At 32.1% G+C, this 22,814-nt stretch carries 24 protein-coding genes, 4 tRNA genes and 1 pseudogene; 9 read left to right on the top strand and 20 right to left on the bottom strand.

All coding sequences use genetic code 11. The features are described 5' to 3' along the window. Positions 1-8: 8 nt before the first annotated feature. The 11 genes from ACTS9J_RS03195 to dnaE all read right to left on the bottom strand — a co-directional run bounded on the left by ACTS9J_RS03195 (position 9) and on the right by dnaE (position 7,959). Positions 9-599, bottom strand: coding sequence for a hypothetical protein (locus tag ACTS9J_RS03195; RefSeq protein WP_291047685.1), 591 nt, complete (start codon positions 597-599; stop codon positions 9-11). Next, positions 589-1,020: an RNA polymerase sigma factor gene (locus ACTS9J_RS03190; protein ID WP_409410629.1), complete on the bottom strand. Its 432-nt coding sequence runs from the start codon at positions 1,018-1,020 to the stop codon at positions 589-591. Before ACTS9J_RS03190 ends, ACTS9J_RS03195 begins: the two co-directional genes overlap by 11 nt. A 77-nt stretch (positions 1,021-1,097) precedes the next feature. Continuing rightward, entirely contained in the window at positions 1,098-1,361 is a 264-nt protein-coding gene (locus ACTS9J_RS03185; protein ID WP_291047683.1) for a hypothetical protein, read from the bottom strand. 72 nt (positions 1,362-1,433) lie between these two features. Then, positions 1,434-1,913, bottom strand: a complete 480-nt coding sequence (locus ACTS9J_RS03180; protein ID WP_291047682.1) for a DUF2938 domain-containing protein — start codon at positions 1,911-1,913, stop codon at positions 1,434-1,436. Between the two features lie 78 nt (positions 1,914-1,991). Next, positions 1,992-2,399 carry an NUDIX hydrolase gene (locus ACTS9J_RS03175; protein ID WP_291047681.1) on the bottom strand — a complete coding sequence of 136 codons (408 nt, stop codon included), beginning with the start codon at positions 2,397-2,399 and terminating at the stop codon, positions 1,992-1,994. 156 nt (positions 2,400-2,555) lie between these two features. Further along, positions 2,556-2,632: transfer RNA gene (locus ACTS9J_RS03170), tRNA-Asp, on the bottom strand. 57 nt (positions 2,633-2,689) lie between these two features. After that, positions 2,690-2,763, bottom strand: a tRNA-Asp gene (locus tag ACTS9J_RS03165). 48 nt (positions 2,764-2,811) lie between these two features. Continuing rightward, a tRNA-Asp gene (locus tag ACTS9J_RS03160) sits at positions 2,812-2,885 on the bottom strand. Between the two features lie 43 nt (positions 2,886-2,928). Next, positions 2,929-3,002 (bottom strand) — tRNA-Asp (locus ACTS9J_RS03155). A 127-nt stretch (positions 3,003-3,129) separates the two neighbouring features. Beyond that, complete coding sequence (gene trxA / locus ACTS9J_RS03150; RefSeq protein WP_038331009.1) at positions 3,130-3,447, bottom strand: thioredoxin; 318 nt, start codon at positions 3,445-3,447, stop codon at positions 3,130-3,132. A gap of 111 nt (positions 3,448-3,558) precedes the next feature. After that, complete coding sequence (dnaE, locus tag ACTS9J_RS03145) at positions 3,559-7,959, bottom strand: DNA polymerase III subunit alpha (protein WP_291047679.1); 4,401 nt, start codon at positions 7,957-7,959, stop codon at positions 3,559-3,561. 102 nt (positions 7,960-8,061) lie between these two features. Between dnaE and ACTS9J_RS03140 the strand changes: the two genes are divergently transcribed. Next, positions 8,062-8,586: an NADPH-dependent FMN reductase gene (locus tag ACTS9J_RS03140; protein ID WP_115001941.1), complete on the top strand. Its 525-nt coding sequence runs from the start codon at positions 8,062-8,064 to the stop codon at positions 8,584-8,586. Between the two features lie 270 nt (positions 8,587-8,856). Beyond that, positions 8,857-9,360, top strand: a complete 504-nt coding sequence (locus tag ACTS9J_RS03135; RefSeq protein ID WP_038331001.1) for a hypothetical protein — start codon at positions 8,857-8,859, stop codon at positions 9,358-9,360. Positions 9,361-9,375: 15 nt separating this feature from the next. On the opposite strand, the gene ACTS9J_RS03130 is transcribed toward ACTS9J_RS03135, so the two are convergent. After that, a complete protein-coding gene (locus tag ACTS9J_RS03130; protein WP_038331000.1) occupies positions 9,376-9,744 on the bottom strand; it encodes a MerR family transcriptional regulator in 369 nt (122 codons plus the stop codon). Between the two features lie 9 nt (positions 9,745-9,753). Further along, positions 9,754-10,704: a M23 family metallopeptidase gene (locus ACTS9J_RS03125; protein ID WP_038330999.1), complete on the bottom strand. Its 951-nt coding sequence runs from the start codon at positions 10,702-10,704 to the stop codon at positions 9,754-9,756. A gap of 99 nt (positions 10,705-10,803) precedes the next feature. Here ACTS9J_RS03125 and alaS point away from each other — a divergent pair, with 99 nt between their 5' ends. From alaS to ACTS9J_RS03110, 3 genes and pseudogenes are all read left to right on the top strand, one after another. After that, entirely contained in the window at positions 10,804-13,413 is a 2,610-nt protein-coding gene (gene alaS / locus ACTS9J_RS03120; protein WP_291047676.1) for an alanine--tRNA ligase, read from the top strand. 103 nt (positions 13,414-13,516) lie between these two features. After that, a pseudogene (locus tag ACTS9J_RS03115) lies at positions 13,517-14,428 on the top strand (DMT family transporter). Positions 14,429-14,481: 53 nt separating this feature from the next. Continuing rightward, the gene (locus ACTS9J_RS03110; protein WP_291063679.1) at positions 14,482-14,850 is read left to right on the top strand and encodes a DUF805 domain-containing protein; all 369 of its coding nucleotides are present in this window, start codon (positions 14,482-14,484) and stop codon (positions 14,848-14,850) included. An 84-nt stretch (positions 14,851-14,934) separates the two neighbouring features. On the opposite strand, the gene ACTS9J_RS03105 is transcribed toward ACTS9J_RS03110, so the two are convergent. Next, positions 14,935-15,462 carry a hypothetical protein gene (locus ACTS9J_RS03105; protein ID WP_448352836.1) on the bottom strand — a complete coding sequence of 176 codons (528 nt, stop codon included), beginning with the start codon at positions 15,460-15,462 and terminating at the stop codon, positions 14,935-14,937. A 174-nt stretch (positions 15,463-15,636) separates the two neighbouring features. Here ACTS9J_RS03105 and ACTS9J_RS03100 point away from each other — a divergent pair, with 174 nt between their 5' ends. Next, complete coding sequence (locus ACTS9J_RS03100) at positions 15,637-16,053, top strand: nucleoside-diphosphate kinase (RefSeq protein ID WP_038330990.1); 417 nt, start codon at positions 15,637-15,639, stop codon at positions 16,051-16,053. Positions 16,054-16,153: 100 nt separating this feature from the next. Next, positions 16,154-16,618 (top strand): copper resistance protein NlpE, encoded by a 465-nt coding sequence (locus tag ACTS9J_RS03095; protein WP_171622569.1) that lies wholly within the window; start codon positions 16,154-16,156, stop codon positions 16,616-16,618. Between the two features lie 99 nt (positions 16,619-16,717). Here the strand turns inward: ACTS9J_RS03095 and ACTS9J_RS03090 are convergent, their stop codons facing one another. The 6 genes from ACTS9J_RS03090 to ACTS9J_RS03065 form a co-directional block, all read right to left on the bottom strand. Beyond that, entirely contained in the window at positions 16,718-17,458 is a 741-nt protein-coding gene (locus tag ACTS9J_RS03090) for an acyl-[acyl-carrier-protein] thioesterase (RefSeq protein WP_448352835.1), read from the bottom strand. A 30-nt stretch (positions 17,459-17,488) separates the two neighbouring features. Next, the gene (gene ribH / locus ACTS9J_RS03085; protein ID WP_125349547.1) at positions 17,489-17,986 is read right to left on the bottom strand and encodes a 6,7-dimethyl-8-ribityllumazine synthase; all 498 of its coding nucleotides are present in this window, start codon (positions 17,984-17,986) and stop codon (positions 17,489-17,491) included. 114 nt (positions 17,987-18,100) lie between these two features. Further along, positions 18,101-18,808 (bottom strand): tetratricopeptide repeat protein, encoded by a 708-nt coding sequence (locus tag ACTS9J_RS03080; RefSeq protein ID WP_125349548.1) that lies wholly within the window; start codon positions 18,806-18,808, stop codon positions 18,101-18,103. Positions 18,809-18,882: 74 nt separating this feature from the next. Beyond that, positions 18,883-19,497, bottom strand: coding sequence for a porin family protein (locus ACTS9J_RS03075; RefSeq protein WP_448352834.1), 615 nt, complete (start codon positions 19,495-19,497; stop codon positions 18,883-18,885). A 24-nt stretch (positions 19,498-19,521) separates the two neighbouring features. After that, complete coding sequence (locus ACTS9J_RS03070; RefSeq protein ID WP_291063670.1) at positions 19,522-20,289, bottom strand: ABC transporter ATP-binding protein; 768 nt, start codon at positions 20,287-20,289, stop codon at positions 19,522-19,524. Beyond that, a complete protein-coding gene (locus ACTS9J_RS03065; protein WP_171622564.1) occupies positions 20,289-21,035 on the bottom strand; it encodes an MlaE family ABC transporter permease in 747 nt (248 codons plus the stop codon). Before ACTS9J_RS03065 ends, ACTS9J_RS03070 begins: the two co-directional genes overlap by 1 nt. 53 nt (positions 21,036-21,088) lie before the next feature. On the opposite strand from ACTS9J_RS03065, the gene ACTS9J_RS03060 reads away from it, so the two are divergent. Beyond that, on the top strand, positions 21,089-21,679 hold the full coding sequence (locus ACTS9J_RS03060; protein ID WP_291063668.1) for a SprT-like domain-containing protein: 591 nt from the start codon (positions 21,089-21,091) through the stop codon (positions 21,677-21,679). A gap of 9 nt (positions 21,680-21,688) precedes the next feature. Next, positions 21,689-22,783 (top strand): mannose-1-phosphate guanylyltransferase, encoded by a 1,095-nt coding sequence (locus tag ACTS9J_RS03055; RefSeq protein ID WP_291063666.1) that lies wholly within the window; start codon positions 21,689-21,691, stop codon positions 22,781-22,783. Positions 22,784-22,814: the final 31 nt, after the last annotated feature.

Below are 22,814 nucleotides of genomic sequence, written 5' to 3'. Positions count from 1 at the left end.
ACTTTTGGTTACTCTTCTAATTGATGTAATATATTTTCTAATTCTACCAGATTCTTTTTATAATAAGTAGAAATCCACCATTTTAATAATAAAACGCAAATTAAAACATAGAAAAATAGTGTAAGAAAAATATAAAGATAAAACTGAAATTTGTATTCAAATTGCAACGAGTTTGGATGCTGGATATACGAAATACCAATAACCATCAACACTAAAATAGAAATCAAGTACGAATAAATACTGTAAATATCAATCGCAGATTTGTAATTATAATAAAACCAATTGATGTTCTTTAGCGAATTATATTCCAAATGATAAGATCGTTTATAAAACTTGAAAATATAAATAAACGGTACCAAAAAAGACAACGAAATACACAACAATGTCCACCAAATTGTTGGCGTATTTGCATCAAATAAGAAAGGAAAAGCATATAAAAACAATAATCCTAATGATTGAAAATAAAATTCTTGTTTCAATGTTTTTCTTACTTTATCAATAATGGTATTTGCTTCTTGATTAAGTTCAAGATTTGGATCAATTTTCACTTCATCTGAAGATTGATTGTCCCATTGTTTTTGTAATTCATCAAAATTCATAACCGTATTTTTTTATGATGATTTGTATTTTTTCTTTCGTTCTGTTCAATTTCACACGTGCATTTACTTCCGAAATTCCCAAGTTGATACTAATTTCCTTGTGATTTTGCCCTTCCAAAAACAGAAAAATCAATGCTTTCTCTACTTTATTTAATTCATGAACTGCTTTGTAAAACAATTCGAGTTGCGTTTCTTTTTCACCAGAATCCACCTCATCTACTTGATCAATATTTTCTAAAAAAGTATGACGATCTGCTTTTCTCTTTTCTTTTCTAAAATAAGTTAACGCCGTATTCAACGAAACGCGGTACATCCATGTCGAAAATTGAGACTTACCTTCGAAACGATCAAAAGATTTCCATAACTGCAAAACAATCTCTTGTATCAAATCATTTTGATCTTCAGAATTATCCATATACATCATAGCGATTTTGTGTAAAATCCCTTTGTGCTGATCGATTAATTCTAAAAAAAGAGTTTGTTTAGCTTCCAAAATCGTTACTTTATTTTTTTCAACGCAACTTGTTCATCATCGATAAATAAAATACAATTGACTCCGAAAAATTCTTGCAAAATATTTACTTTGATATTTAACTTTTCATCTTTAGAATTTTTCAAATGCCCCGTTAAAATTGGCGCAGAAAAATAGTTAATTTGATAATCTTGTAATTTGTCATTTACAAAAAGTTTTTCGCCAGAAAACCAATTATTCTCGATTCTGATAACATTATTTTCAACTGTTGCTTCCCAAATAGATTTCATCGTTTAATTATTTTAGTGTTTACTAGTAAGTAGAAAAAAAATAAAAACGTTACAAACTTTTTTGAAAAATATTTAGAATAGAGAAAGAATTAATGCAGAAATGTATAAGCCAAAACCGAAAATAAAATGTGTGAGTAAACTGCGAAAACGCATTACATTTGGCGATGGAAGTTTGGAAGATGCAAGTCCGAGCCCAAATGCTGGTTGCATAATAAAAAAAGGTGCTACAATTGTAAACAATCCTACAAATAAAGCGGGAAAAACGGTCGGATGATTTAACCATTCTACCCCAAAAATCACGACTAATAAAATAGAAAATGTAATTCCGATTAAGTAATGCGCCAACCAACCGATAAAAATTTCATTTTGAATTGGTTTTGAATCAAATATTTTATCATGTGTAAACTTTCCATTTGCAAAATGTCCAATCCAACGTCCTACAAATCTATAATCCAAAGATTTAATATTGAATAATTTCAAAATAAAAGCCCAAATATCCATCACAATTGTTGCACCAACGCCAACCAATATTGTTTTTATAATTATCTCCATCGTTTATTTTTTTAATAAAGATAGATTATTTCTTAATTAATGCAACTTAATCGCATTAATATATTTCAAAATATTTCCTTAAAATTTCATTTCTAACCAAATCGGTAAACTGAATTCTTCTAATAAATGAGCCAATTGAAATTCTTTGTAGTTTTCTTTCGTTATCCACGCCATTTCTTCTATCTCAGAAGCGATTTTAAGCGTTTCTAATGATTTTAATTTAACATGAAATACATTTGCATAAACTTCGGTATTAACTTCATTAACGGCAATAGAAGTGTGTTGCCCTAAAAATGAAACATCGTGCTGTAGAATATCAACATTAATCTCTTCTAAAAATTCGCGTCGAAGTGTGGTTAATAATTCTTCATCTTGTTCTCGTTTTCCACCAACCATCTGAAAAAATTTCGATTTCTTTTTTCGGACAGCTAACATTCTACCCGTTTCATCTGTAACCAAGGCGTTCACCAAATAAATATGATTCATTGTTATGCGTTATGCGTTATGCGTTATGCGTTATGCGTTATGCGTTATGCGTTATGCGTTATGCGTTATGCGTTATGCGTTATGCGTTATGCGTTATGCAAAAATAAAAAGTTTGGAGCAAAAAAAAGCCTCACAATAAGTGAAGCTTATAAAAGTTGGCGATCCGGACGGGACTCGAACCCGCGACCACTTGCGTGACAGGCAAGTATTCTAACCAACTGAACTACCGGATCAGTCTGTTTTTTTATTTATAATTTTCGATCGCACTAAAATAGAAAAAGAAATAGATGCGATCCGGACGGGACTCGAACCCGCGACCACTTGCGTGACAGGCAAGTATTCTAACCAACTGAACTACCGGATCAGAAAATTATAAATTGATATATTTTTTATGAATTTTTATAAAAAATTGCGATCCGGACGGGACTCGAACCCGCGACCACTTGCGTGACAGGCAAGTATTCTAACCAACTGAACTACCGGATCAGAAATTATAAAAAATATATTGTGTAAAAGAACGAACTTTTTGCGATCCGGACGGGACTCGAACCCGCGACCACTTGCGTGACAGGCAAGTATTCTAACCAACTGAACTACCGGATCAAAATCTGTATCGATTTCGGATTGCAAATATAGGCGGTTTTCTGATAAAACCTAAACTTTTTTCAAAAAAAATCTCGGAAATTTTGCATCCGAGATTCTTTTATTTCAAAATCAGCGATTTAATTTATTATAAAATCGCGTTTAATTTTTCTACTAATTGCTCTTTTGGAACAACTCCAACAACTTTGTCTACTACTTCTCCGTCTTTGAAGAATAAAATTGTAGGAATGTTGCGAATTCCATATTTTGCTGCAACTTCTTGGTTTGTGTCTACATCAACTTTACCAATAACTGCTTTTCCTTGATATTCTGTAGCAAGCTCTTCCACAACTGGACCAACCATTCTACAAGGACCACACCAAACAGCCCAAAAATCAACCATTGCTGGTTTTCCTGACTCTATAATATCTGATGCAAATGATGCGTCTGTTACTTCTAATGCCATAATCTTATATTTTTTTTATCTAATCTTAAGTTTACAAATCTACATAAAATTTTATTCTTGAAAAATTTCGTTCATATTATCTATCAATTATTCAATAGATGAAACGAATAATTAATTCAGTTTGAATGTAATTTCCTGCAATTCATCTAATTCTTTCAACAAATCTCGACAAATGTTAATTTTGATTTTACTTGCTGGTAAATCTAAATTATTCAAATAATCTTTTGGATCAATTAATTGAATTTTTAATAATTTATCTCCTTGATATTTGAACATAATATCTGATAATTTGCTAAATGTTTCTTCCGAAAATTCTGGAACTTCAATCTTCACCGTCATTTTTTCGGCTTGTTTTTCAACAATTTCATTCAACAACAAAATATTTGTGATGTTTTTATACACACGACCTTGCGTTACATTTCCTTCTTTGTCTTTGAATTCTTTTTTCGAGATATTCAATTTCAAATTCAAGAACATATTTTCCTGCATAAAGTGTCTATATTTCATATAATCGCTACCAAAAACCATGATATCCATCGAATCGGTGTAATCACTAAACGTAAAAATACCAAATTCGTTTCCATTTTTGGCAATTCTATGTTGAATATTTGACATCATTCCACAAATTGAAACTTCTTTGTTGACAAAATTATCTTCATTCGCATTGATATCAGAAATACTACAATTTGAAGCCATTTTCAACTCATGTTTGAAATCATCCAAAGGATGCGAAGAAATATAAATTCCAACAACTTCTTTCTCTTTCGACAAACGTTGTAACATATTCCATTTCTCACAATCTGGCAACATCGGAACCACATCTTCTACAACAGAATCACCACCAAAATCGCCAAATAAAGAGGTTTGAGCAGAGTTTTTTTGCTCTTGAAAATTTGCTCCGTATTTGATTAGTTTTTCCAAATTAGTTGTCGTATTTTCGATATAAAAATAACGTCCACGATGAAATTCAAACGAATCAAAACCTCCAGCTAAAACTAAGTTTTCGATTGTTTTTTTGTTCACTGTTCGCAATTCGACACGTTTAACAAAGTCGTATATATCTTTGAACGGACCATTTGCTTCACGTTCAGAAATTATCGAGTTTACTGCGGCTTGCCCAACACCTTTTACAGCTCCCATTCCAAAACGAATCTCGTAATTTTCGTTTACATTAAATTTTGTAATGGATTCGTTGATATCTGGTCCAAGAACCGCCAATCCCATTCGCTTACACTCTTCCATAAAGAAGGTCACTTGCTTGATATCATTCATATTATTTGAAAGAACAGCCGCCATATATTCTGCTGGATAATGTGCTTTCAGATAAGCTGTTTGATACGCTACCCATGCATAACACGTCGAGTGCGATTTATTGAAGGCATAGGATGCAAAGGCTTCCCAGTCTGTCCAAACTTTTTCTAAAATCTTAGGATCATGCCCTTTTTCTGAAGCTTGCGCAACAAATTTTGGTTTCATTTTATCCAAGACAGCTTTTTGCTTTTTCCCCATTGCTTTACGCAAAACGTCGGCATCACCTTTCGAGAAACCTGCTAATTTTTGCGAAAGCAACATTACTTGCTCCTGATAAACCGTAATTCCGTAGGTTTCTGATAAATATTCTTCCATCGCATCCAAATCGTACTGAATTGGTTCTTCACCATTTTTACGGCGAACAAACGACGGAATATATTCGATAGGCCCAGGACGATAAAGGGCATTCATGGCAATTAAATCCGCGAAAACTGTCGGACGTAAATCCTTCATGTATTTTTGCATTCCGGGTGACTCGTATTGGAAAACCCCAACCGTTTCGCCACGCTGGAAAAGCTCATATGTTTTTTCGTCGTCAATCGGAATTTCATCCGGATTGATTTCGATTCCTGTTCTCGCTTTTACTAATTTGATGGTATCTTTAATCAAGGTTAAGGTTTTCAACCCCAAAAAGTCCATCTTCAATAATCCGGCACTTTCTGCAACCGAGTTATCAAACTGCGTTACATATAAATCTGAATCTTTAGCTGTTGTTACAGGTACGAAATTCGTAATATCATCTGGCGTAATAATTACCCCACACGCGTGAATTCCCGTGTTACGAACAGAACCTTCTAAGATTTTTGCTTGCTGAATAGTTTCCGCAGCTAAATCGTCTCCATTCGATAAACGTTTTAATTCGCTTACAGCATCAAACTCTTCTGGTTTTAAGGCTCCTTTTAATGCAGCTTCATCTAAATTGAAGATTTTAGATAACTTCATATTCGGAATCAAACCTGCAACACGGTTCGCATCAAACAATGGTAAATCCAATACACGCGCCGTATCTTTAATCGAAGATTTCGCCGCCATTGTACCATAAGTGATGATTTGCGCTACTTGATTTGCTCCATATTTATCAATCACATAATCCATTACCAACGATCGACCTTCGTCATCAAAGTCGATATCGATATCGGGCATAGATACACGATCAGGATTTAGGAATCGCTCAAAAAGTAAATCGTACTGAATTGGATCTAAATTGGTAATCCATAAACAATAAGCAACTGCTGATCCTGCCGCCGAACCACGACCTGGACCAACCGATACGCCCATTTTACGCGCCGCAGCAATAAAATCTTGTACAATCAAGAAATAACCAGGATAACCTGTTTTTTCAATTGTGGCTAATTCGAAATCCAAACGTTCTTTAATTTCGTCTGTCAATTCTGGATAACGAATTTTTGCACCTTCGTAGGTTAAATGTTTTAAATAAGCATTCTCACCTCTTTTCCCTCCATCTTCATCATCTTCTGCGTGATGAAATTCTTCGGGAATATCAAATTTTGGAAGTAATACATCTCGATAAAGCGTGTATTCTTCTATTTTATCAACAATTTCTTGAATATTAATAATTGCTTCGGGAATGTCTTGAAACAATTGTTTCATTTCTGCTTCCGACTTAAAATAATATTCTTGATTTGGCAAACCAAAACGGAATCCACGACCACGACCAATTGGCGTTGATTGTTTTTCTGCATCGCGCACACACAACAAAATATCGTGTGCATTCGAATCGTCTTGATTGATATAATACGTATTATTTGTCGCAACAACTTTTACATTGTGTTTACGCGCAAACGCAAGCAAAGTCTGATTAACACGATCTTCATCTTCTTGTCCGTGGCGCATCAATTCGATGTAAAAATCATCACCAAACTGCTCTTTCCACCAAAGTAAAGCTTCTTCGGCTTGCTTTTCACCAAGATTCAAAATTTTGTTTGGAACTTCACCTTGTAAGTTTCCAGACAAAACAATTAAATCTTCTTTATATTCTTCAATAATCGCTTTATCAATTCGAGGCACGTAGTAAAACCCATCAGTATAAGCCTTCGATGCCATTTTTGCTAAATGATGATAACCATTTTTGTTCTTTGCAAAAATTACAATTTGATAGCCATTATCCTTTTTTGTTTTGTCTAAATGATTTTCACAAACAAAGAATTCGGAACCAATAATAGGTTTTAAGATAACTTCCGTTGGTTCTGCTCCGTCAGCAATTAACTCTTCATTCTTTACTTTTGCAGCTTTATTATGATTTTGTACTTCTGCATTAAAATGAAAAGCTCCCATCATATTTCCATGATCGGTAATTGCAACTGCAGTCATTTTATTTTTTGCCGCAGCACTCACCAAATCGTTTACAGAAATAGTCGATTGAAGAATTGAAAATTGTGTGTGATTATGTAAATGTGCAAATTTTGCTTTCTCGAATTGTGCTAAAACTTCTTCCGAAATATCAATAACCTCATCTCCTCCATCTTCTTTGGCTTTAATTTTCGCAATTTCTTGTGAAGCTTTTTTAAGATTTACGTGATTTAGTCCAACTGGCTGAATATTTGTTTCATTAATTGCATTAAATCGAACAAAATATTCATCTTCAACTTCTAACTCGTTTTTTGTAAAAATACCTTTACGAATCAACTCGAAAAAACAACGCGTAGTTGCCTCCACATCGGCAGTTGCGTTATGCGCTTCGCCAAACGGAACACCAAAAAGATATTGATGCAATTCCGTTAACGTTGGTAATTTGTAACGACCTCCACGACCTCCAGGAAGTTTCAATAACTCAGCAGTCACCTCGGTACAGGTATCCAAAACAGGTTTTTCGGCTAAATTATTTTCATAATTCAGACGATAAAATTCGGCTCCCATAATGTTAATATCGAAACCTAAATTTTGTCCAACAATAAATTTAGCTTTACCTAAAGCTTCGTTGAATTTATCTAAAACTTCTTTTAATGGAACACCTTTTTCGGTTGCTAAATCAGTTGAAATTCCGTGAATACGTTCAGAATCATACGGAATATCAAAACCATCTGGACGCACCAAATAATCTTGATGTTCAATAATTTGCCCCATTTCATCGTGCAATTGCCAAGCGATTTGTATACAACGCGGCCAGTTGTCGGAGTCAGAAATCGGCGCATTCCAATCTTTCGGAAGACCAGTTGTCTCTGTATCGTATATTAAGTACATTGAGTTTTCGTTTGAATCTGTAAATTTACGAAATCTTAGCAGAAGATTTTCTTAAGATAAGTTAAGAATAATTATCTATTTTAGATGTTCAAATCAACGAAAATGAAAAATATTTTCATCATTAATGGAAGCACAAGCGAAAATTCATCTAATCAAAAAATCATAGAAAATTTTATTTCTTCTACATCTCAATATTTCAAATGTACTGTTTTTGATGAATTAAAAACTCTTCCTCATTTTGATCCAGAACGTTCTATCGAAAATACGCCGCAAGAAATACTTGGTTTTAGAACTGAAATAGAAAAAGCTGATGGAATAATTATTTGTACGCCCGAATATATTTTTAGTATTCCGAGTGGATTAAAAAATGTATTAGAATGGTGCGTTTCTACAACTATTTTTGATGGAAAACCTTTAGGAATTATCACTGCGTCTGCAAATGGAGAAAAAGGACATGAAGAATTGCAATTGATAATGAAAACGTTGATGACAAACTTCAATAATGAAACAACTTTACTCATTCAAGGTGTTAAAGGAAAAGTAAATTCGGAAGGAAAAATTATTGATAAAGTAACTTTACAACAATTGGAAGAGTTCATCGTAGCTTATAACCAACTATTAACCTAAAATATGTTTTACGTTTATACTATTGCAATACCACTTTTGATTATTTTGACTTTTTATTTCGTTGAACGAAAAATATTCAAAATAAATAACCTTCTCATTTTAGTTTTTTTATTCTGGCTTTACTTGATTAGCTTATTTTTTTTACAATATTTTAAAATTTTAAATGATTTTTGGAGTTTATACTCCATTTTACTCTTCTTACTTCCAATCACTATTATTGTATTAATTATAAAAATTGTAATGATTATTCTAAATAATTTTAAAAAATAAATGAAACAAAAACTAATCTATATACTTTATTGGTCAGCAATATTTACTGTTTCAATATCAATGTTTGTGTATGGAATTGTAAAACCTACTCAATTCACAAATATGGATAACAGCATTAATAATCATCTTTCTGAAGGTCATCGATTGATGTGGAATTTTTATAGTTTTACCAAAGGGTATCCAATAATCATCGGAATTTTTGAAGTGATTGGTGCAATCACATTACTTTTTAGAAGGACAAGAATTTTTGCATGCTTGTTATTAACTACAATTTTAATCAATATTATTCTACAAGATTATTTCTATGAAATTGTTGCGCTAAATTCTTCTATTTTTTATCAAGTTTTAGTCTTTGTTATCTTAATTATTGACAAAGAAAGAGTGATTGAAATTTTTTCGAAACTATTTGAATTAAAAACTAAACTAAAACCAAACTGGATTCTAATCATTATAAGTTTTATACTTGCAATTGGCTTTAAATTTATTGAAACAAAAGTTTTATAACCAAAAAAGATGAACTTAATTCAGTTCATCTTTTTCTAAAATTTCTTCCGACTCAAAACTCATTTTAAGTTTGATGAGTTCATCTTTTATATTTTCTAATCGCTTCACAACATCTATTTCATCTGTTGTTGTCGCAATTCCTTTTTTACCAATCGCTTGTTTTGCACCTTCTAACGTATAGCCTTTTATTTTTACCAAATAATAGATATTCTTGAAACAATCAATATCATTTTTGGTAAATAATCGATTTCCTTTTTTGTTCTTTTTGGGTTGAATAATTTCAAATTCTTTCTCCCAAAATCGAATCAACGATGCATTTACATCAAAGGCTTTGGCGACTTCGCCAATCGAGTAATATAGTTTATCAGGCAGGTCTACGTTCATTATCAGCGTTTAATCCAAAGATAATGACAATTTTTTAGAGTTTTGATAAATTTTAATGAAATCGTCTGGATCTACATCATTGTAGAAATACATAATTGGATCTACAGGTTCTCCATTCTTGTGAATTTCGTAATGCAAATGCGCTCCTGTCGACAATCCAGTCGTCCCAACATAACCAATTACATCGCCTCTTTTCACTTTTTGTCCACTACGAACTTTCGCACGAGACATGTGAGCATACAAACTTTCGTAACCATTTCCGTGTTTCAAGACCACCATATTTCCGTAACCCGAATTAAATTCAGAAACTTTTACAGAACCATCTCCAGTTGCATAAATTGGTGTTCCTGTAGAAGCTGCAAAATCTAAACCTTTGTGCATTTTATTCACTTTCAAAATTGGGTGAAAACGAGATCCATAACCAGAAGCTAATCTACTTACATATTTATCTGCAACAGGTTTTAGAACTGGCATTGATGATAAATTGGCATCTTTTACACCAGCAGAACGAAATACTTCGTCCAACGATTTTGATTCAATTTCGATTTTATCAATCAATTTTTCGATATCTTCTGCTGTATAATTATCAATTTCTTTGTTTACAGAATCGATATTTTCATTGACACGCATATCATAAATTGTACGATAAATATTGCGATCTTTTTCTTCGATTTCTGTCAAAGCCTCTTCAACTTCTTTGAATTTTTTATGTAATTGCTGATTTTCATTTTCCATTCTTTCCAACTCAGCCAATAATTTGCTTTTGTCGTCTTTGAATTTCCCTGCTCTCGATGCGTATTCAGAATCATTAAAATGATAACCAATCATTCCAGCAGATATTGTCGATAGACATAAAAATAGTAATACGTATAATGCTGTTTTAGGAGTTTTTTGGACTCTTTTCTTCGCCCAACTCATTAAAAATTTCACAGAATTATACTTATAGTTTTTATTTTCCATTACTTAACCAACCTTTTATTATCTTTGTAAAACGTTTGCAAAGTAACGAATATTGTACGAGTAAACTTGTTAATCAAATGATAAAAATAATTTAATTAAATGAAATCCAAAGATATAAGAAAAGAATTTCTGCATTTTTTTGAGACAAAAGGCCACTTAATAGTAGACTCTGCGCCGATTGTTTTGAAAGACGATCCGACATTAATGTTCAATAATTCGGGGATGGCACAATTCAAAGAATATTTTTTAGGAAACGGAACTCCAAAAAGTAATCGTATCGCGGATACACAAAAATGTCTTCGTGTTTCTGGTAAACATAATGATTTGGATGATGTAGGAAAAGATACTTACCACCACACGATGTTCGAAATGTTAGGAAACTGGTCTTTTGGTGATTATTTCAAAAAAGAAGCAATCGCTTGGGCGTGGGAATTACTAACAGAAAAATACGGAATCTCTAAAGATCAAATTTATGTAACAGTTTTTGAAGGTGATAAAGGTGACGGAACATCATTAGATGAAGAAGCATTAGAACTTTGGAAACAACATATTGCTGAAGACAGAATTCTTTACGGAAATAAAAAAGATAATTTCTGGGAAATGGGTGATATCGGACCATGTGGACCATGTTCTGAAATTCATGTTGATATTCGTCCAGAAGCTGATCGTTTAGCTGTTGATGGTAAAACATTGGTTAATATGGATCATCCACAAGTTATCGAAATTTGGAACTTGGTATTTATGCAATACCAACGTAAAGCTGATGGTTCTTTAGAATCTTTACCAGCGCGACACATCGATACAGGAATGGGATTTGAGCGTTTAGCAATGGTTTTACAAGGAAAATCATCAAATTATGATACAGATGTTTTTCAACCAACAATTCAAAAATTAGAAGAAATTTCTGGTGTAAAATATGGCGCAGCAGAAAAAACAGATATCGCGATTCGTGTTGTAGTTGACCATTTACGTGCAGTTTCTTTTGCAATTGCAGACGGACAATTACCATCAAACACAGGAGCTGGATATGTAATTCGTCGTATTTTACGTCGTGCTATTTCTTACGGATATCGTTTCTTAGGTCTTAAAGAGCCTTTTATCTATAAATTATATCCAATCTTGAAAGCTGAAATGGGCGATTTCTTCCCAGAATTAGTAAAACAAGAAACAATTGTAACTGGCGTTATTCGTGAAGAAGAAGCATCTTTCTTACGTACAATTGAACAAGGATTAAATCGATTAAATCAAATCATTGAGCAATTAGGAGATTCTAAAATTGTTCCTGGTGATGTGATTTTCGAATTATATGACACGTTTGGTTTCCCTGCAGATTTATCTCGTATTGTAGCAGAAGATCACGGTTTCACAATTGACGAAGCTGGTTTTGAAGCTGAAATGGCGAAACAAAAAGAACGTTCGAAAAAAGCAACTGCTTTATTAACGGATGACTGGGTTATTTTAGATGATAAAGGAAACGAAACCTCTATCGCTTATGATAACACAGAAGCTGAAGTAAAAATTACACGTTACAGAAAAGTAAAAAATAAAAAAGGAGAATTTTTCCAATTAGTATTCAATCAAACGCCATTCTATGCAGAATCTGGAGGACAAATTGGTGATACAGGATCAATTTCTACTTTGAATGAAACAATTGAAGTTGTTGACACGAAAAAAGAAAATAACTTAGTAATTCATTTCGTTGAAACTTTACCAGAAAATGTAAACGCTACATTCAATGCGAAAGTTGACACAGAAAAACGTAATGAGACAACTAAAAATCACTCTGCAACACACTTAATGCACGAAGCTTTACGCGAAGTTTTAGGAACGCACGTAGAACAAAAAGGTTCGTATGTTGGAGACGATTATTTACGTTTTGACTTTTCTCATTTCTCTAAAATGACAGATGAAGAATTGGCTATTGTTGAGCAAAAAGTAAACGATAAAATTGCAGAAGCTTTACCATTAATCGAAAAAAGAGATTGTGATATCAACGAAGCTATTGCTGATGGAGCTATGGCTCTATTTGGTGAAAAATATGGTGATAAAGTTCGTGTCATTCGTTTCGGATCTTCAATCGAATTATGTGGTGGTACGCACGTAAAAAACACAGCAGATATTCGTTTGTTCAGAATTTTATCTGAATCTTCTACTGCTGCTGGTATTCGTCGTATCGAAGCAATTACATCAAACAAAGCAATCGAAGCATACAAAGATGCTGAGAAAAATTACAATGATGTTTTAGCTGCACTTAAAACGAAAAATGATGCGGTAAAAGCGGTTCAACATTTATTAGATGAAAATGCAGAATTGAAAAAGCAATTAGAGTCTTTTGTTGCGCAACAAGCTGCTGCTGAGAAAGCGACTTGGAAAGCTGCGATTAAAGAGATTAATGGTGTTAATTTCTTAGCGGTTAAAACGAATTTAGATACAAATGCCGCAAAACAAAATGCAATTGATTTAACAAAAGAAATCGAAAATGCATTTATCGTTGTTGGTACGAATGATGCCGTAAAACCATCGATTACAATTTCTATCGCAAAAAACCTTGTAGATGAAAAAGGTTATAACGCAGGACAAATTGTAAAAGAAATCGCGAAGCACATCAATGGCGGCGGAGGTGGACAAGCTTTCTTAGCTACAGCAGGTGGTAAAGAGGTTTCTGGATTAGATGCTGCACTAAAACAAGCAGAGGATTTTGTTAAATAATAAATCTCTATTATAATACTTTAAAAGCGACTTGGTTTATCAAGTCGCTTTTTTTTTATTTTTATAATTCTATTTTAGAATTAACACTTTTAACTTTTTTATCTTGAAAGAGATCAAATTATTGATTGCCGTTAGTATAGTTGCAATTGTTTGGGGAACAACTTTCCTCGGAATTCGTATAGCTGTAGAAACTATTCCTGGTTGGTTTGTTGTTGAAATTCGTCAATTTTTGGCAGGACTAATTATGCTAATTATTTTACTATCTAAAAAGGAATTAAAATAGATTGGCTGGAAAAATTTGTCTTATCAACTTATATTTTCAAGTTTGATGTTAATCGCTGCAAATGGATTAACTACTGTTGCCGAAGAAAATTTATCGAGTAGTTTAGCTGCATTAATCAGCGCAACCTCTCCTATTTTAGTCTTTTCAGGAAGTATTTTTATTGGTTTACAAAAATTTAGTTACCGCGGATTATTAGGTGTTTTACTTTGTTTTTGCGGCGTAATATTTATTTTTTGGGATGGAATTAAAGAATTAGCAAATCCAGAATATAGAACCGGAATTATTTTACTTTTTTGTGCGATTACAGGTTGGGCAACAGGAACTATTTTCACCAAGAAAATGAATATTCAATCTAAAAATATTTCTCTCAATCTTTTTTACCAATTTATATTTGCTGGAATTGTTCAAATTATTTTTGCATTCGCTTTTACTAAAAATTATAATTTCGAAAATTGGAGTACAAAAAGTATTTCTGCCATGCTTTATTTAGCTGTTTTTGGTTCTGTGATTACGTTTTTTTCATTTCATTATGCGTTGACCAAAATTTCTCCAATACAAGTTTCTATTCTTTCTTATTTCAATACTATTATTGCAATAATTTTGGGTTGGTTAATATTAGACGAACAAATTTCATCAAAGTTTATCGTCGCTACTATTCTAATTATTCTTGGTGTTTTTATTATTAATTATAAGCCAGAAATGTTCAAAACTAAACGTTTAAAAGCAGATTAAGAGTTACGTAATAAAATTTATCTTAATATTTTTAAAAGAAATCAATCTTACTTATGCTATACTGGTTCAAAAAAGTAGTGGTAGAAAATTATGCAAACTTCACGGGAAGAGCTCGTAGAAGTGAATTTTGGTATTTTTCGCTTTTCAAATTAATTATCCCAATTATTATATTAATTCCTTGTATTATTCTGACAATTGTTTTTAGTAATAATGTATACGCACCCGCATTTATGGGTAGTTTTCTTGTATTTTTTTTAATTTTTGAAATTCTTTTAATTATTCCCACTCTCGCCGTAAGTGCAAGACGTTTACATGATATTGGTTACAGTGGATGGCTGCAGTTAATTTCATTAATTCCTGGTGGTGAAATTGTTTTATTAATCTTCTTTTTAATGGTCACTCAACCAATGACTAATCAATAGGGACCAAACCCAAAAGAAACTGATGATTCTATCAACGAAATAGGAAACGATTTAATCGAAAGATATTAAAACTAAAAAGCGAGATTAATTCTCGCTTTTTAATTGGATTAATTTTATCCATTGTTTTAGATTATATCTTCTAAAAATTCCGAAATAACGTTGATTAAAAGAGTTCACCCAAATCGAATTGTCTTCACAATAAATCACAACTGTTTCGATATAATCTCTTCTTCGGTAATTGTATTTATAAAAAATATTTCGTTCCGAATATTCAAAAAGAAACAAATCTTCTTCGTCGAATGATTGCGTAAAATTATGTTGACGCTGCGCTAATTTTTTGATTAAATTAATATTCTCACTCAACGATTTTGATGTTTTAATTTCTACAAAAAATCTGTCTTTAATTGTCGTTATTATTCGAATTCCAAAAATTACAATCATTGAAATAAAAATAATATTGATTTCACTTGATGCATAAATAAAGAATAAAACAAGTGCAAACATCAGCCCAAAATCTAAATAATTCCAAATTTCGAAAGGTAGAAAATATTTATCATCAACCTTTTTGAGTTTTGTTTTATGATGAAATGTGGAAAGATTATTTGTATTCATAAGTTTTAGATTTCTCTTAAAAATAAGAAATATTATCGAATTGAAACAATCTTAAATGAATAATAATTAACTCTTTTTATTAAAACAAGAAATTTTAATTATAAAACAAAAACATTCGAATCATTTTTGTAATTTTGCACCTCAAAAATTAAGTAATAAATACAATTCAATAAAATGGCAAACATTACATTCACAATGATTAAGCCTGATGCAGTTGCAAAAGGACACATCGGAGATATTTTAAAAGACATTACTGACGCTGGTTTCAAAATCAAAGCAGCTAAAATGACTCAATTAGCAAAACAAGATGCTGAAGCATTTTACGCTATCCACGCAGAGCGTCCTTTCTTCAAGGATTTAGTTGAGTTTATGACTTCTGGACCAATCGTTGCTGCAGTTTTAGAAAAAGATAACGCAGTTGCTGATTTCCGTACTTTAATCGGTGCTACTAACCCAGCTGAGGCTGCAGAAGGTACAATCCGTGCTAAATATGCTGAATCTATCGATGCTAACGCTGTTCACGGTTCTGATTCTGACGAAAATGCTGCTATTGAAGCTGCTTTCCACTTTGCTGCGAAAGAAATTTTCTAATCGAATAAGATTACAAAACATTATACAAATCCTTCTGAAAATATTCGGAAGGATTTTTTTTGGCTCAAAATTTACTTACCTTTAAATCAAATTCTAAAAAATGAAAAAAATAATTTTAGCCACATTTACAATCGCAGCTTTTGTTGTGTCAAGTTGTAAAACTAAAGTAGAAAAAGTAAAAGACGAAGAAAATTCTAAAGAATATAAAGTTGAAATTGAAATCGGAAATGTTTCAGCAGAAAATTCTATTCAATTTGAAGGAACATACAAAGGAATTTTGCCTTGTTACGAGAAAGATTGCAAAGAGATTGAAATGGAAATAAAATTATTACCAAACAAAGGATATGTCTATTCTACAAAACGTTTGGGGTTAGATAAAATGGCTATTATGACAACTGGAACTTTTCAGTTTAAAGAAGATGGAAATACAATTGTTTTTCCTGAAATTGCCAATGTTCCGAATGCTTTTTTGGTTGAAGAAGGAAAAATTACTCAGTTAAATAAAAATCAGAAGAAAATAGAGTCGGCCGATTCTGCTAAATTTGTTTTGACAAAAGAAAAATAGATAAAAAAGGTTTCGATATGAAACCTTTTTTTATTGTAATAATTTTAGATTTTTCATTGCGCTAATGCTACATTCAGAATGACATTTCTTCAAATAACTCTACCTCAACTCCAATCGACAAACGAAGTTTACTTTTTCTTGATTAACAATTTTAAACTGAATTAAATGTTCAGTTTCTAATTTCTGAATTTCTATTTCGTCATGTAAACTTAATTCTTTCAAGAAATTCATATCAATCGCTTTGATACGATGTTTTAATATAATTTCAGGATCAATAGTATTCAAACACCAATCCAAATATTTGGTATTATTTGCGTGTTTTACGATATCTAAATCAGAAAACTGAACTTTATATTGAACAACTTCCGTTGGTTCAAAATCAATGTTCAAAATCGAATTCTCAATTTCAGTTGGTTTCAGATTTGGAAAACGTTCAATGTGAGATGAATCAATTTGAAGAATATCAGGACGACGTTTTTCTGTATTGAAAACCGCCCACAAACTTGAAGCTCCAATTAATTTTTTTCCATTTTTCTCGATTGTAAAATCACGAATAGATTTTGCACCTTTCAAAACTTCAATCCATGTTTTCACGTCAACAAAATCTGTCCAAGAAGGTAATTCATCAATCTCAATTCGAAGTCGATTCATTACCCAAGATTGATTAAATTCTTGTAAATCAAAGAAACCTAAACCTCCTTTTATCGCGTGTTCTGAAGCAGTTAATTGAAAAAGATTTGCCATTTCAGACAATTTCATCTTACCTGTCGGATCACATTGAGAAAAGTAAATCTCCCAATTTTTCGTATAAATTGATTTAAAATCTTCTGCTATTGGCATCGATAAAGTTTTGAATCTATCATTCTAAAATTATTTTCCTAATTTCTTTTTCATATCCGCCATCATAACCGCAGCTACACCAGCTTCAACTCCTTTATTTCCATGTTTTCCACCAGAACGATCAATTGATTGCTGTTCATTTTCGTCTGTTAAAACACAAAAAATAATTGGCATATTGTGTTTGATATTCAAATCTTTTACACCTTGCGTCACACCTTGACAAACATAATCAAAATGCGCTGTTGCTCCACGAATCACACATCCAACAACGATAATTCCGTCCAAATCTGGATGAGTTTGCGCAACTTTATCAGCTCCATAAATCAACTCAAAACTACCAGGAACTTCATATAAAGTAACATCATCAGGATTTGCGCCCAAATCAATCAATGTATCTTTTGCTCCATCTCGCAAATTAAATGTGATATGATTATTCCATTCAGATGTAATGATTGCAAACTTAGAGCCCGCTACATTTGGTAATTCTGCTTTATTATATTGAGATAAATTTTTATTTTCTGTTGCCATTTTGTTTAAAATTTGAATGGTAAAATTACAAAAATGATTTAGGATAAACTTTGATTTGAATCAATAAAAAAAGCCGAACAATTTGTTCGGCTTGTAATTATCTTTTGAAGTGAATTATTTCGCAGTTTCAGAAGCGTATTTTAAACGCTCAATAAACTTCGCAGTTTCACCATTATTTGCATTTGGATATTTATCCTCTAAAGCTTGAAAATATTTTAAAGCATCAGCATTTTTACCTAATTCCATTGCAATTTCACCTGCTTTTGTGTAATAAGTTGATTGTAAAGTTTCAACTTCTGTCGCTTCAGCAGCTTTTACATAGTAAGGTAAACCTTCTTCTAATTTGTTAGAAGCAACTAATGCGTTTCCTAACATACCATATTTTTGCGCTAACATCACATTGTCATCTGTATCAAAATCTTCTAATAATTTTACAGCAGATGCGTAATCTCCTAATTTATAATAAGAACTTGCCGCTTTGAAACGTGCTAAATTACCAGCATCAGTATTTCCATATTCATCAACAATTTGTTGTAAACCTTGGAAACTTCCTGCGCTACCATTAAGAGCAACGTTAATAGAATCTTGATCAAAAAGACGTTCTGCTTGAACCATTTCTTTGAAAGCGTCTTCTGATTTAGGTTCTACGACTAATTTTAAGTAAGCAAAATAACCTAAAACAGCTACAATAATTACTCCTAAACCAATACCAATTGCTTTAGCATATTTTTCAACAAAAAACTCTACGTTGAAAGCTGTTCTATCTAATTTTTCTACGAATTGCTCTGTAGCGAATTCTTCTTTTTTATTATTTTTTGCCATTTTAATAATTTACGAGGTTGCAAAAATACAATTTGGAACAAATATATCCAATAAATTTATTTACAAACAACCTTTTAGAATAAATATGCTACTGATAAGTTCAACATTTGCGGACGATTTTCTGTTCTATATTGTCCATTTGATCCGTTCAAAATGTCAGATCCAACTTTTCCTAAACCAAATTCGTAACGTAAATCGAATAATAATTTAGAAACTTCTACACCTGCACCAATTTGCATTCCGACATTAAATTCATCTTGTTTTGCAGTTGTAAAATCTTTTACAGATAATTTATCATCAAAATAGTATGAGAAAACTGGTCCTGCTTGAACGTGTCCGATTCCTAGAAATCTTTTTCCAACATTTACAGGAATATCTAAACGTTTCTTTGTAATACCAATATCTTGAGGTTTATCATTTTTATCTAATACATTATATTCATTTTTGAACTGAGTATATAATAATTCTGGCTGAATGTAAATTCCTGCTAAAGAAACACGCGCTAAAGCACCCGCTTGAAATCCAGCAGAAGCTTTTCCATCTCTCTTGAAAATATTTCCAGCATCTTGCCAAACTTTTCCTTTATCTGTATTGAAAACAGCTCCACCTTTGATACCAAAATTGATATTTTGTGCTGTTGCAAAATTTGCAGCTAAACCTACAATTGCAGTTAAAATTAATTTTTTCATAGAATTTTTATTTTTATTGATTTATTATTGTTCTTTTAATAAAGCTTCTCTTAATTTCTTGAAAAGATTCGACGAATATACAAAATCAATTACATTTGGATTATCAGCCACCAAAATCTCCTCTTTTGTCCCTTCCCATTCCAAGAAACCATTTTTTAGGAAAACAATATGATCTCCAATTTCCATTACCGAGTTCATATCGTGTGTATTTACAACGGTTGTTGTGTTGTATTCTTTTGTGATATCATAAATTAATTGGTCGATAACTAACGCCGTTTTCGGGTCAAGACCAGAGTTTGGTTCATCAGCAAACAAATATTTTGGATTATTTACAATCGCGCGTGCAATCGCCACACGTTTTTGCATTCCTCCTGATATTTCTGACGGATATTTTTTAAGCGCTGTACGAGATATTTCGACACGATCTAACACTTCACGAGCACGTTTTTCAGCACCAGCATTTGACATGTCCGAAAACATTTGCAATGGAAATTTTACATTTTCGACAATATTCATCGTATCATACAAAGCCGAACCTTGGAAAACTACTCCAATTTCTGAACGTAAACGTTGTTTTTCTTTGTAATCAAACTCGATCATATTATCTCCTTCGTACAAAATTTGACCTGAAGTTGGCGTTAATAATCCAATCAAATTTTTCAAGAAAACTGTTTTTCCAGAACCACTTTGACCAATAATTAAACTAACTTTTCCTTTCTCGAAAGTGACAGAAAAACCTTTCAGTACTTCTACTGCATCAAATGATTTTCTGATATCTTTTACTTCAATCATTAGCTCAAAATTGTTTGTGTTAATATTAAATTGATCACAATAATTGCTACTGATGTCCATACAACAGCTGTTGTTGCAGAACGACCAACTTCTAATGAACCACCTTTAACTTTATAACCATAATATGCCGGAATTGTTGCGATAACAAACGCGAATACCATTGTTTTAAGAAATGTATAGACAAACAATTTTGTTGCCATATTCATTTGTAAACCTGTAATAAAATCGGCCGCTGACCATAGTTTTGTAAAAACACCAATGTAGTAACCTCCTAATAATCCAAATCCGATAGAAATCATAACCAATAAAGGATTGAAAAAAACACAGGCTATAATTTTTGGTAAAATCAAGAAGTTTGCAGAATTAATCCCCATTACATCTAACGCATCAATTTGTTCGGTAACACGCATGGTTCCGATACTCGAAGCGATGTACGAACCTACTTTACCAACTAAAATTAGCGACATAATGGTTGGAGCAAACTCTAATACCAAAACCACTTTGGTCGCATAACCAATGTAAGCATCTGGAACAGGAATAGAAGCTCCCTGAAAGTTTTGTGCCATTTGTATTGCTACAACTGCACCCATAAATGTTGAGATAAAGGTTACAATTCCCAAAGAGTTGACACCTAAATCATATATTTCTCTAACGGTCAATTTCCAGAAAACGCTCAGTTTTTGAGGCTTGCTAAATACTTTACCCATAAGCATAAAGTATGACCCTAAATTTTCGATTAGTTTCATTACGACAAAATTAATATTTTTATTGGAAAGGCTTTTTATTTATCTTGCACAATGTGAATTTAGAACATTTAACTTCTTATCTCCCTCATAATGCAGACTTGTATGTAAAAAAGTGGTTAGAAAATCATTTTATAACGTTAAAAATTACAAGAAGACGTGAAACTAAGTTGGGAGATTATCGCAAATTGGTCGAAAATAATCGTCATCAAATTACAGTGAATGGCGACTTAAATCAGTATGCTTTCTTTTTTGTTTTTACACATGAAGTGGCGCATCTCAAAACTTTTGTTCAGTTTGATTCGCGTAAAATAAATCCGCATGGAAAAGAATGGAAAACCATTTTTGGGCATTTATTATTAGAATCTATTCACGTTTATCCCGAAGAATTGCAACCGTATATTCTTCATCATGCCAAACATCCAAAGGCAAGCTTAGGAGCGGATGTTAATATCTCAAAATATATTATAGATGATAAAAATCCTGCTCAAATTTATCTTGAAGATTTGGAGGATGGCTCAATATTTTCGATTGGAAAAAGAATCTTTAAAAAAGAATCTAAACGAAAATTAAGGTATCTTTGTTTAGAGTTGAAAACCAAGAAAAAATATTTGATAAACGCAACTGCAACTGTAAATAAACTTTAAAAGACAATCATGAATAATAAAGATAACTACGCTGTTATTCTTGCCAGTGGTACAGGAGTGAGATTATGGCCTTTGAGTACGATTAAGAAACCAAAACAATTTCATGATTTATTAGGAATCGGAAAAACTTTTATTCAATTAACATATAATCGCCTAAAAAAAGTCGTTCCACAAGAAAATATTTTCATTGTAACTATTCAAGATTATAAAGAGATTGTAAAAGAACAATTACCAGATTTTGAGGATAAAAATTTTATCATCGAACCAAGAGTCATGAATACCGCAGCTTGTAATTTATTGGCCGCAATGACAATCCAACAAATTAATCCAAATGCAAAATTGATAATTTCTCCTTCAGATCATTTTATTTTTGATGAAGATGAATTTGTAGAAAAAGTAAATCTTGCTTTCGAGGATGCTGACAACGATCGATTGATTACTTTGGGAGTAGCTCCAACACGACCAGATGTTAATTACAGTTACATTCAGTTCATCGAAAATACAACCCCTATTAAAAAAGTAAAATCTTATATCGATAAACCTGATTTAGAATTCGCCGAATCTTTTATAATGAGTGGTGAATTTATTTGGAATACAGGAATCTTAATTTGGTCTGTAGATAGCATTATAAAAGCGTTTCAGCAACATTTACCTTCGATGCAAGAAACTTTGAAAAAGTATTTTGATCTTGATCGTTCTTTACAAAATACAGAAACTTTAAAGCCTATTTACACAACGTTAGATGTAACTTCTATCAACAAAGGAATTTTAGAGCAAGCAGATAATGTTTATGTCATTCCGACAACTTTTGGCTGGAGTGATATTGGAACTTGGTCGGCTATCAACGAAAAATATAAATATACAGGTGAAGATCAGGACGAAAATAACAATACATTATTATGTAAACACTTTTCTGGTTACAACGCCAAAAATAATTTTATTTATTCTACGCAAGATAAAGCTATTATTATTGATGGATTAGACAGTTATGTGGTTATTAATTCGGAGAAAGGATTACTCATTTGTCCTCGAAGCAATGTACAGTTTATAAAAACTTATGTGAGCGATTTAAAATTACAGAAAAACGGAGAAAAATATTGTTAATAAAAAAAACTCTTCAAGAATCTTGAAGAGT

The sequence above is a fragment of the Empedobacter sp. ULE_I140 genome (assembly GCF_053482575.1).
Note: the sequence above shows the minus strand (reverse complement) of the source record. Positions and strands in the feature narration are given on the sequence as shown.

What these genes read in the sequence shown, in the direction of transcription:
- ACTS9J_RS03195 (WP_291047685.1), bottom strand. Translation starts at nt 599, where the DNA reads ATGAATTTTGATGAATTACAAAAACAATGGGACAATCAATCTTCAGAT.
- ACTS9J_RS03190 (WP_409410629.1), bottom strand. Translation starts at nt 1,020, where the DNA reads ATGTATATGGATAATTCTGAAGATCAAAATGATTTGATACAAGAGATT.
- ACTS9J_RS03185 (WP_291047683.1), bottom strand. Translation starts at nt 1,361, where the DNA reads ATGAAATCTATTTGGGAAGCAACAGTTGAAAATAATGTTATCAGAATC.
- ACTS9J_RS03180 (WP_291047682.1), bottom strand. Translation starts at nt 1,913, where the DNA reads ATGGAGATAATTATAAAAACAATATTGGTTGGCGTTGGTGCAACAATT.
- ACTS9J_RS03175 (WP_291047681.1), bottom strand. Translation starts at nt 2,399, where the DNA reads ATGAATCATATTTATTTGGTGAACGCCTTGGTTACAGATGAAACGGGT.
- trxA (WP_038331009.1), bottom strand. Translation starts at nt 3,447, where the DNA reads ATGGCATTAGAAGTAACAGACGCATCATTTGCATCAGATATTATAGAG.
- dnaE (WP_291047679.1), bottom strand. Translation starts at nt 7,959, where the DNA reads ATGTACTTAATATACGATACAGAGACAACTGGTCTTCCGAAAGATTGG.
- ACTS9J_RS03140 (WP_115001941.1), top strand. Translation starts at nt 8,062, where the DNA reads ATGAAAAATATTTTCATCATTAATGGAAGCACAAGCGAAAATTCATCT.
- ACTS9J_RS03135 (WP_038331001.1), top strand. Translation starts at nt 8,857, where the DNA reads ATGAAACAAAAACTAATCTATATACTTTATTGGTCAGCAATATTTACT.
- ACTS9J_RS03130 (WP_038331000.1), bottom strand. Translation starts at nt 9,744, where the DNA reads ATGAACGTAGACCTGCCTGATAAACTATATTACTCGATTGGCGAAGTC.
- ACTS9J_RS03125 (WP_038330999.1), bottom strand. Translation starts at nt 10,704, where the DNA reads ATGGAAAATAAAAACTATAAGTATAATTCTGTGAAATTTTTAATGAGT.
- alaS (WP_291047676.1), top strand. Translation starts at nt 10,804, where the DNA reads ATGAAATCCAAAGATATAAGAAAAGAATTTCTGCATTTTTTTGAGACA.
- ACTS9J_RS03110 (WP_291063679.1), top strand. Translation starts at nt 14,482, where the DNA reads ATGCTATACTGGTTCAAAAAAGTAGTGGTAGAAAATTATGCAAACTTC.
- ACTS9J_RS03105 (WP_448352836.1), bottom strand. Translation starts at nt 15,462, where the DNA reads ATGAATACAAATAATCTTTCCACATTTCATCATAAAACAAAACTCAAA.
- ACTS9J_RS03100 (WP_038330990.1), top strand. Translation starts at nt 15,637, where the DNA reads ATGGCAAACATTACATTCACAATGATTAAGCCTGATGCAGTTGCAAAA.
- ACTS9J_RS03095 (WP_171622569.1), top strand. Translation starts at nt 16,154, where the DNA reads ATGAAAAAAATAATTTTAGCCACATTTACAATCGCAGCTTTTGTTGTG.
- ACTS9J_RS03090 (WP_448352835.1), bottom strand. Translation starts at nt 17,458, where the DNA reads ATGCCAATAGCAGAAGATTTTAAATCAATTTATACGAAAAATTGGGAG.
- ribH (WP_125349547.1), bottom strand. Translation starts at nt 17,986, where the DNA reads ATGGCAACAGAAAATAAAAATTTATCTCAATATAATAAAGCAGAATTA.
- ACTS9J_RS03080 (WP_125349548.1), bottom strand. Translation starts at nt 18,808, where the DNA reads ATGGCAAAAAATAATAAAAAAGAAGAATTCGCTACAGAGCAATTCGTA.
- ACTS9J_RS03075 (WP_448352834.1), bottom strand. Translation starts at nt 19,497, where the DNA reads ATGAAAAAATTAATTTTAACTGCAATTGTAGGTTTAGCTGCAAATTTT.
- ACTS9J_RS03070 (WP_291063670.1), bottom strand. Translation starts at nt 20,289, where the DNA reads ATGATTGAAGTAAAAGATATCAGAAAATCATTTGATGCAGTAGAAGTA.
- ACTS9J_RS03065 (WP_171622564.1), bottom strand. Translation starts at nt 21,035, where the DNA reads ATGAAACTAATCGAAAATTTAGGGTCATACTTTATGCTTATGGGTAAA.
- ACTS9J_RS03055 (WP_291063666.1), top strand. Translation starts at nt 21,689, where the DNA reads ATGAATAATAAAGATAACTACGCTGTTATTCTTGCCAGTGGTACAGGA.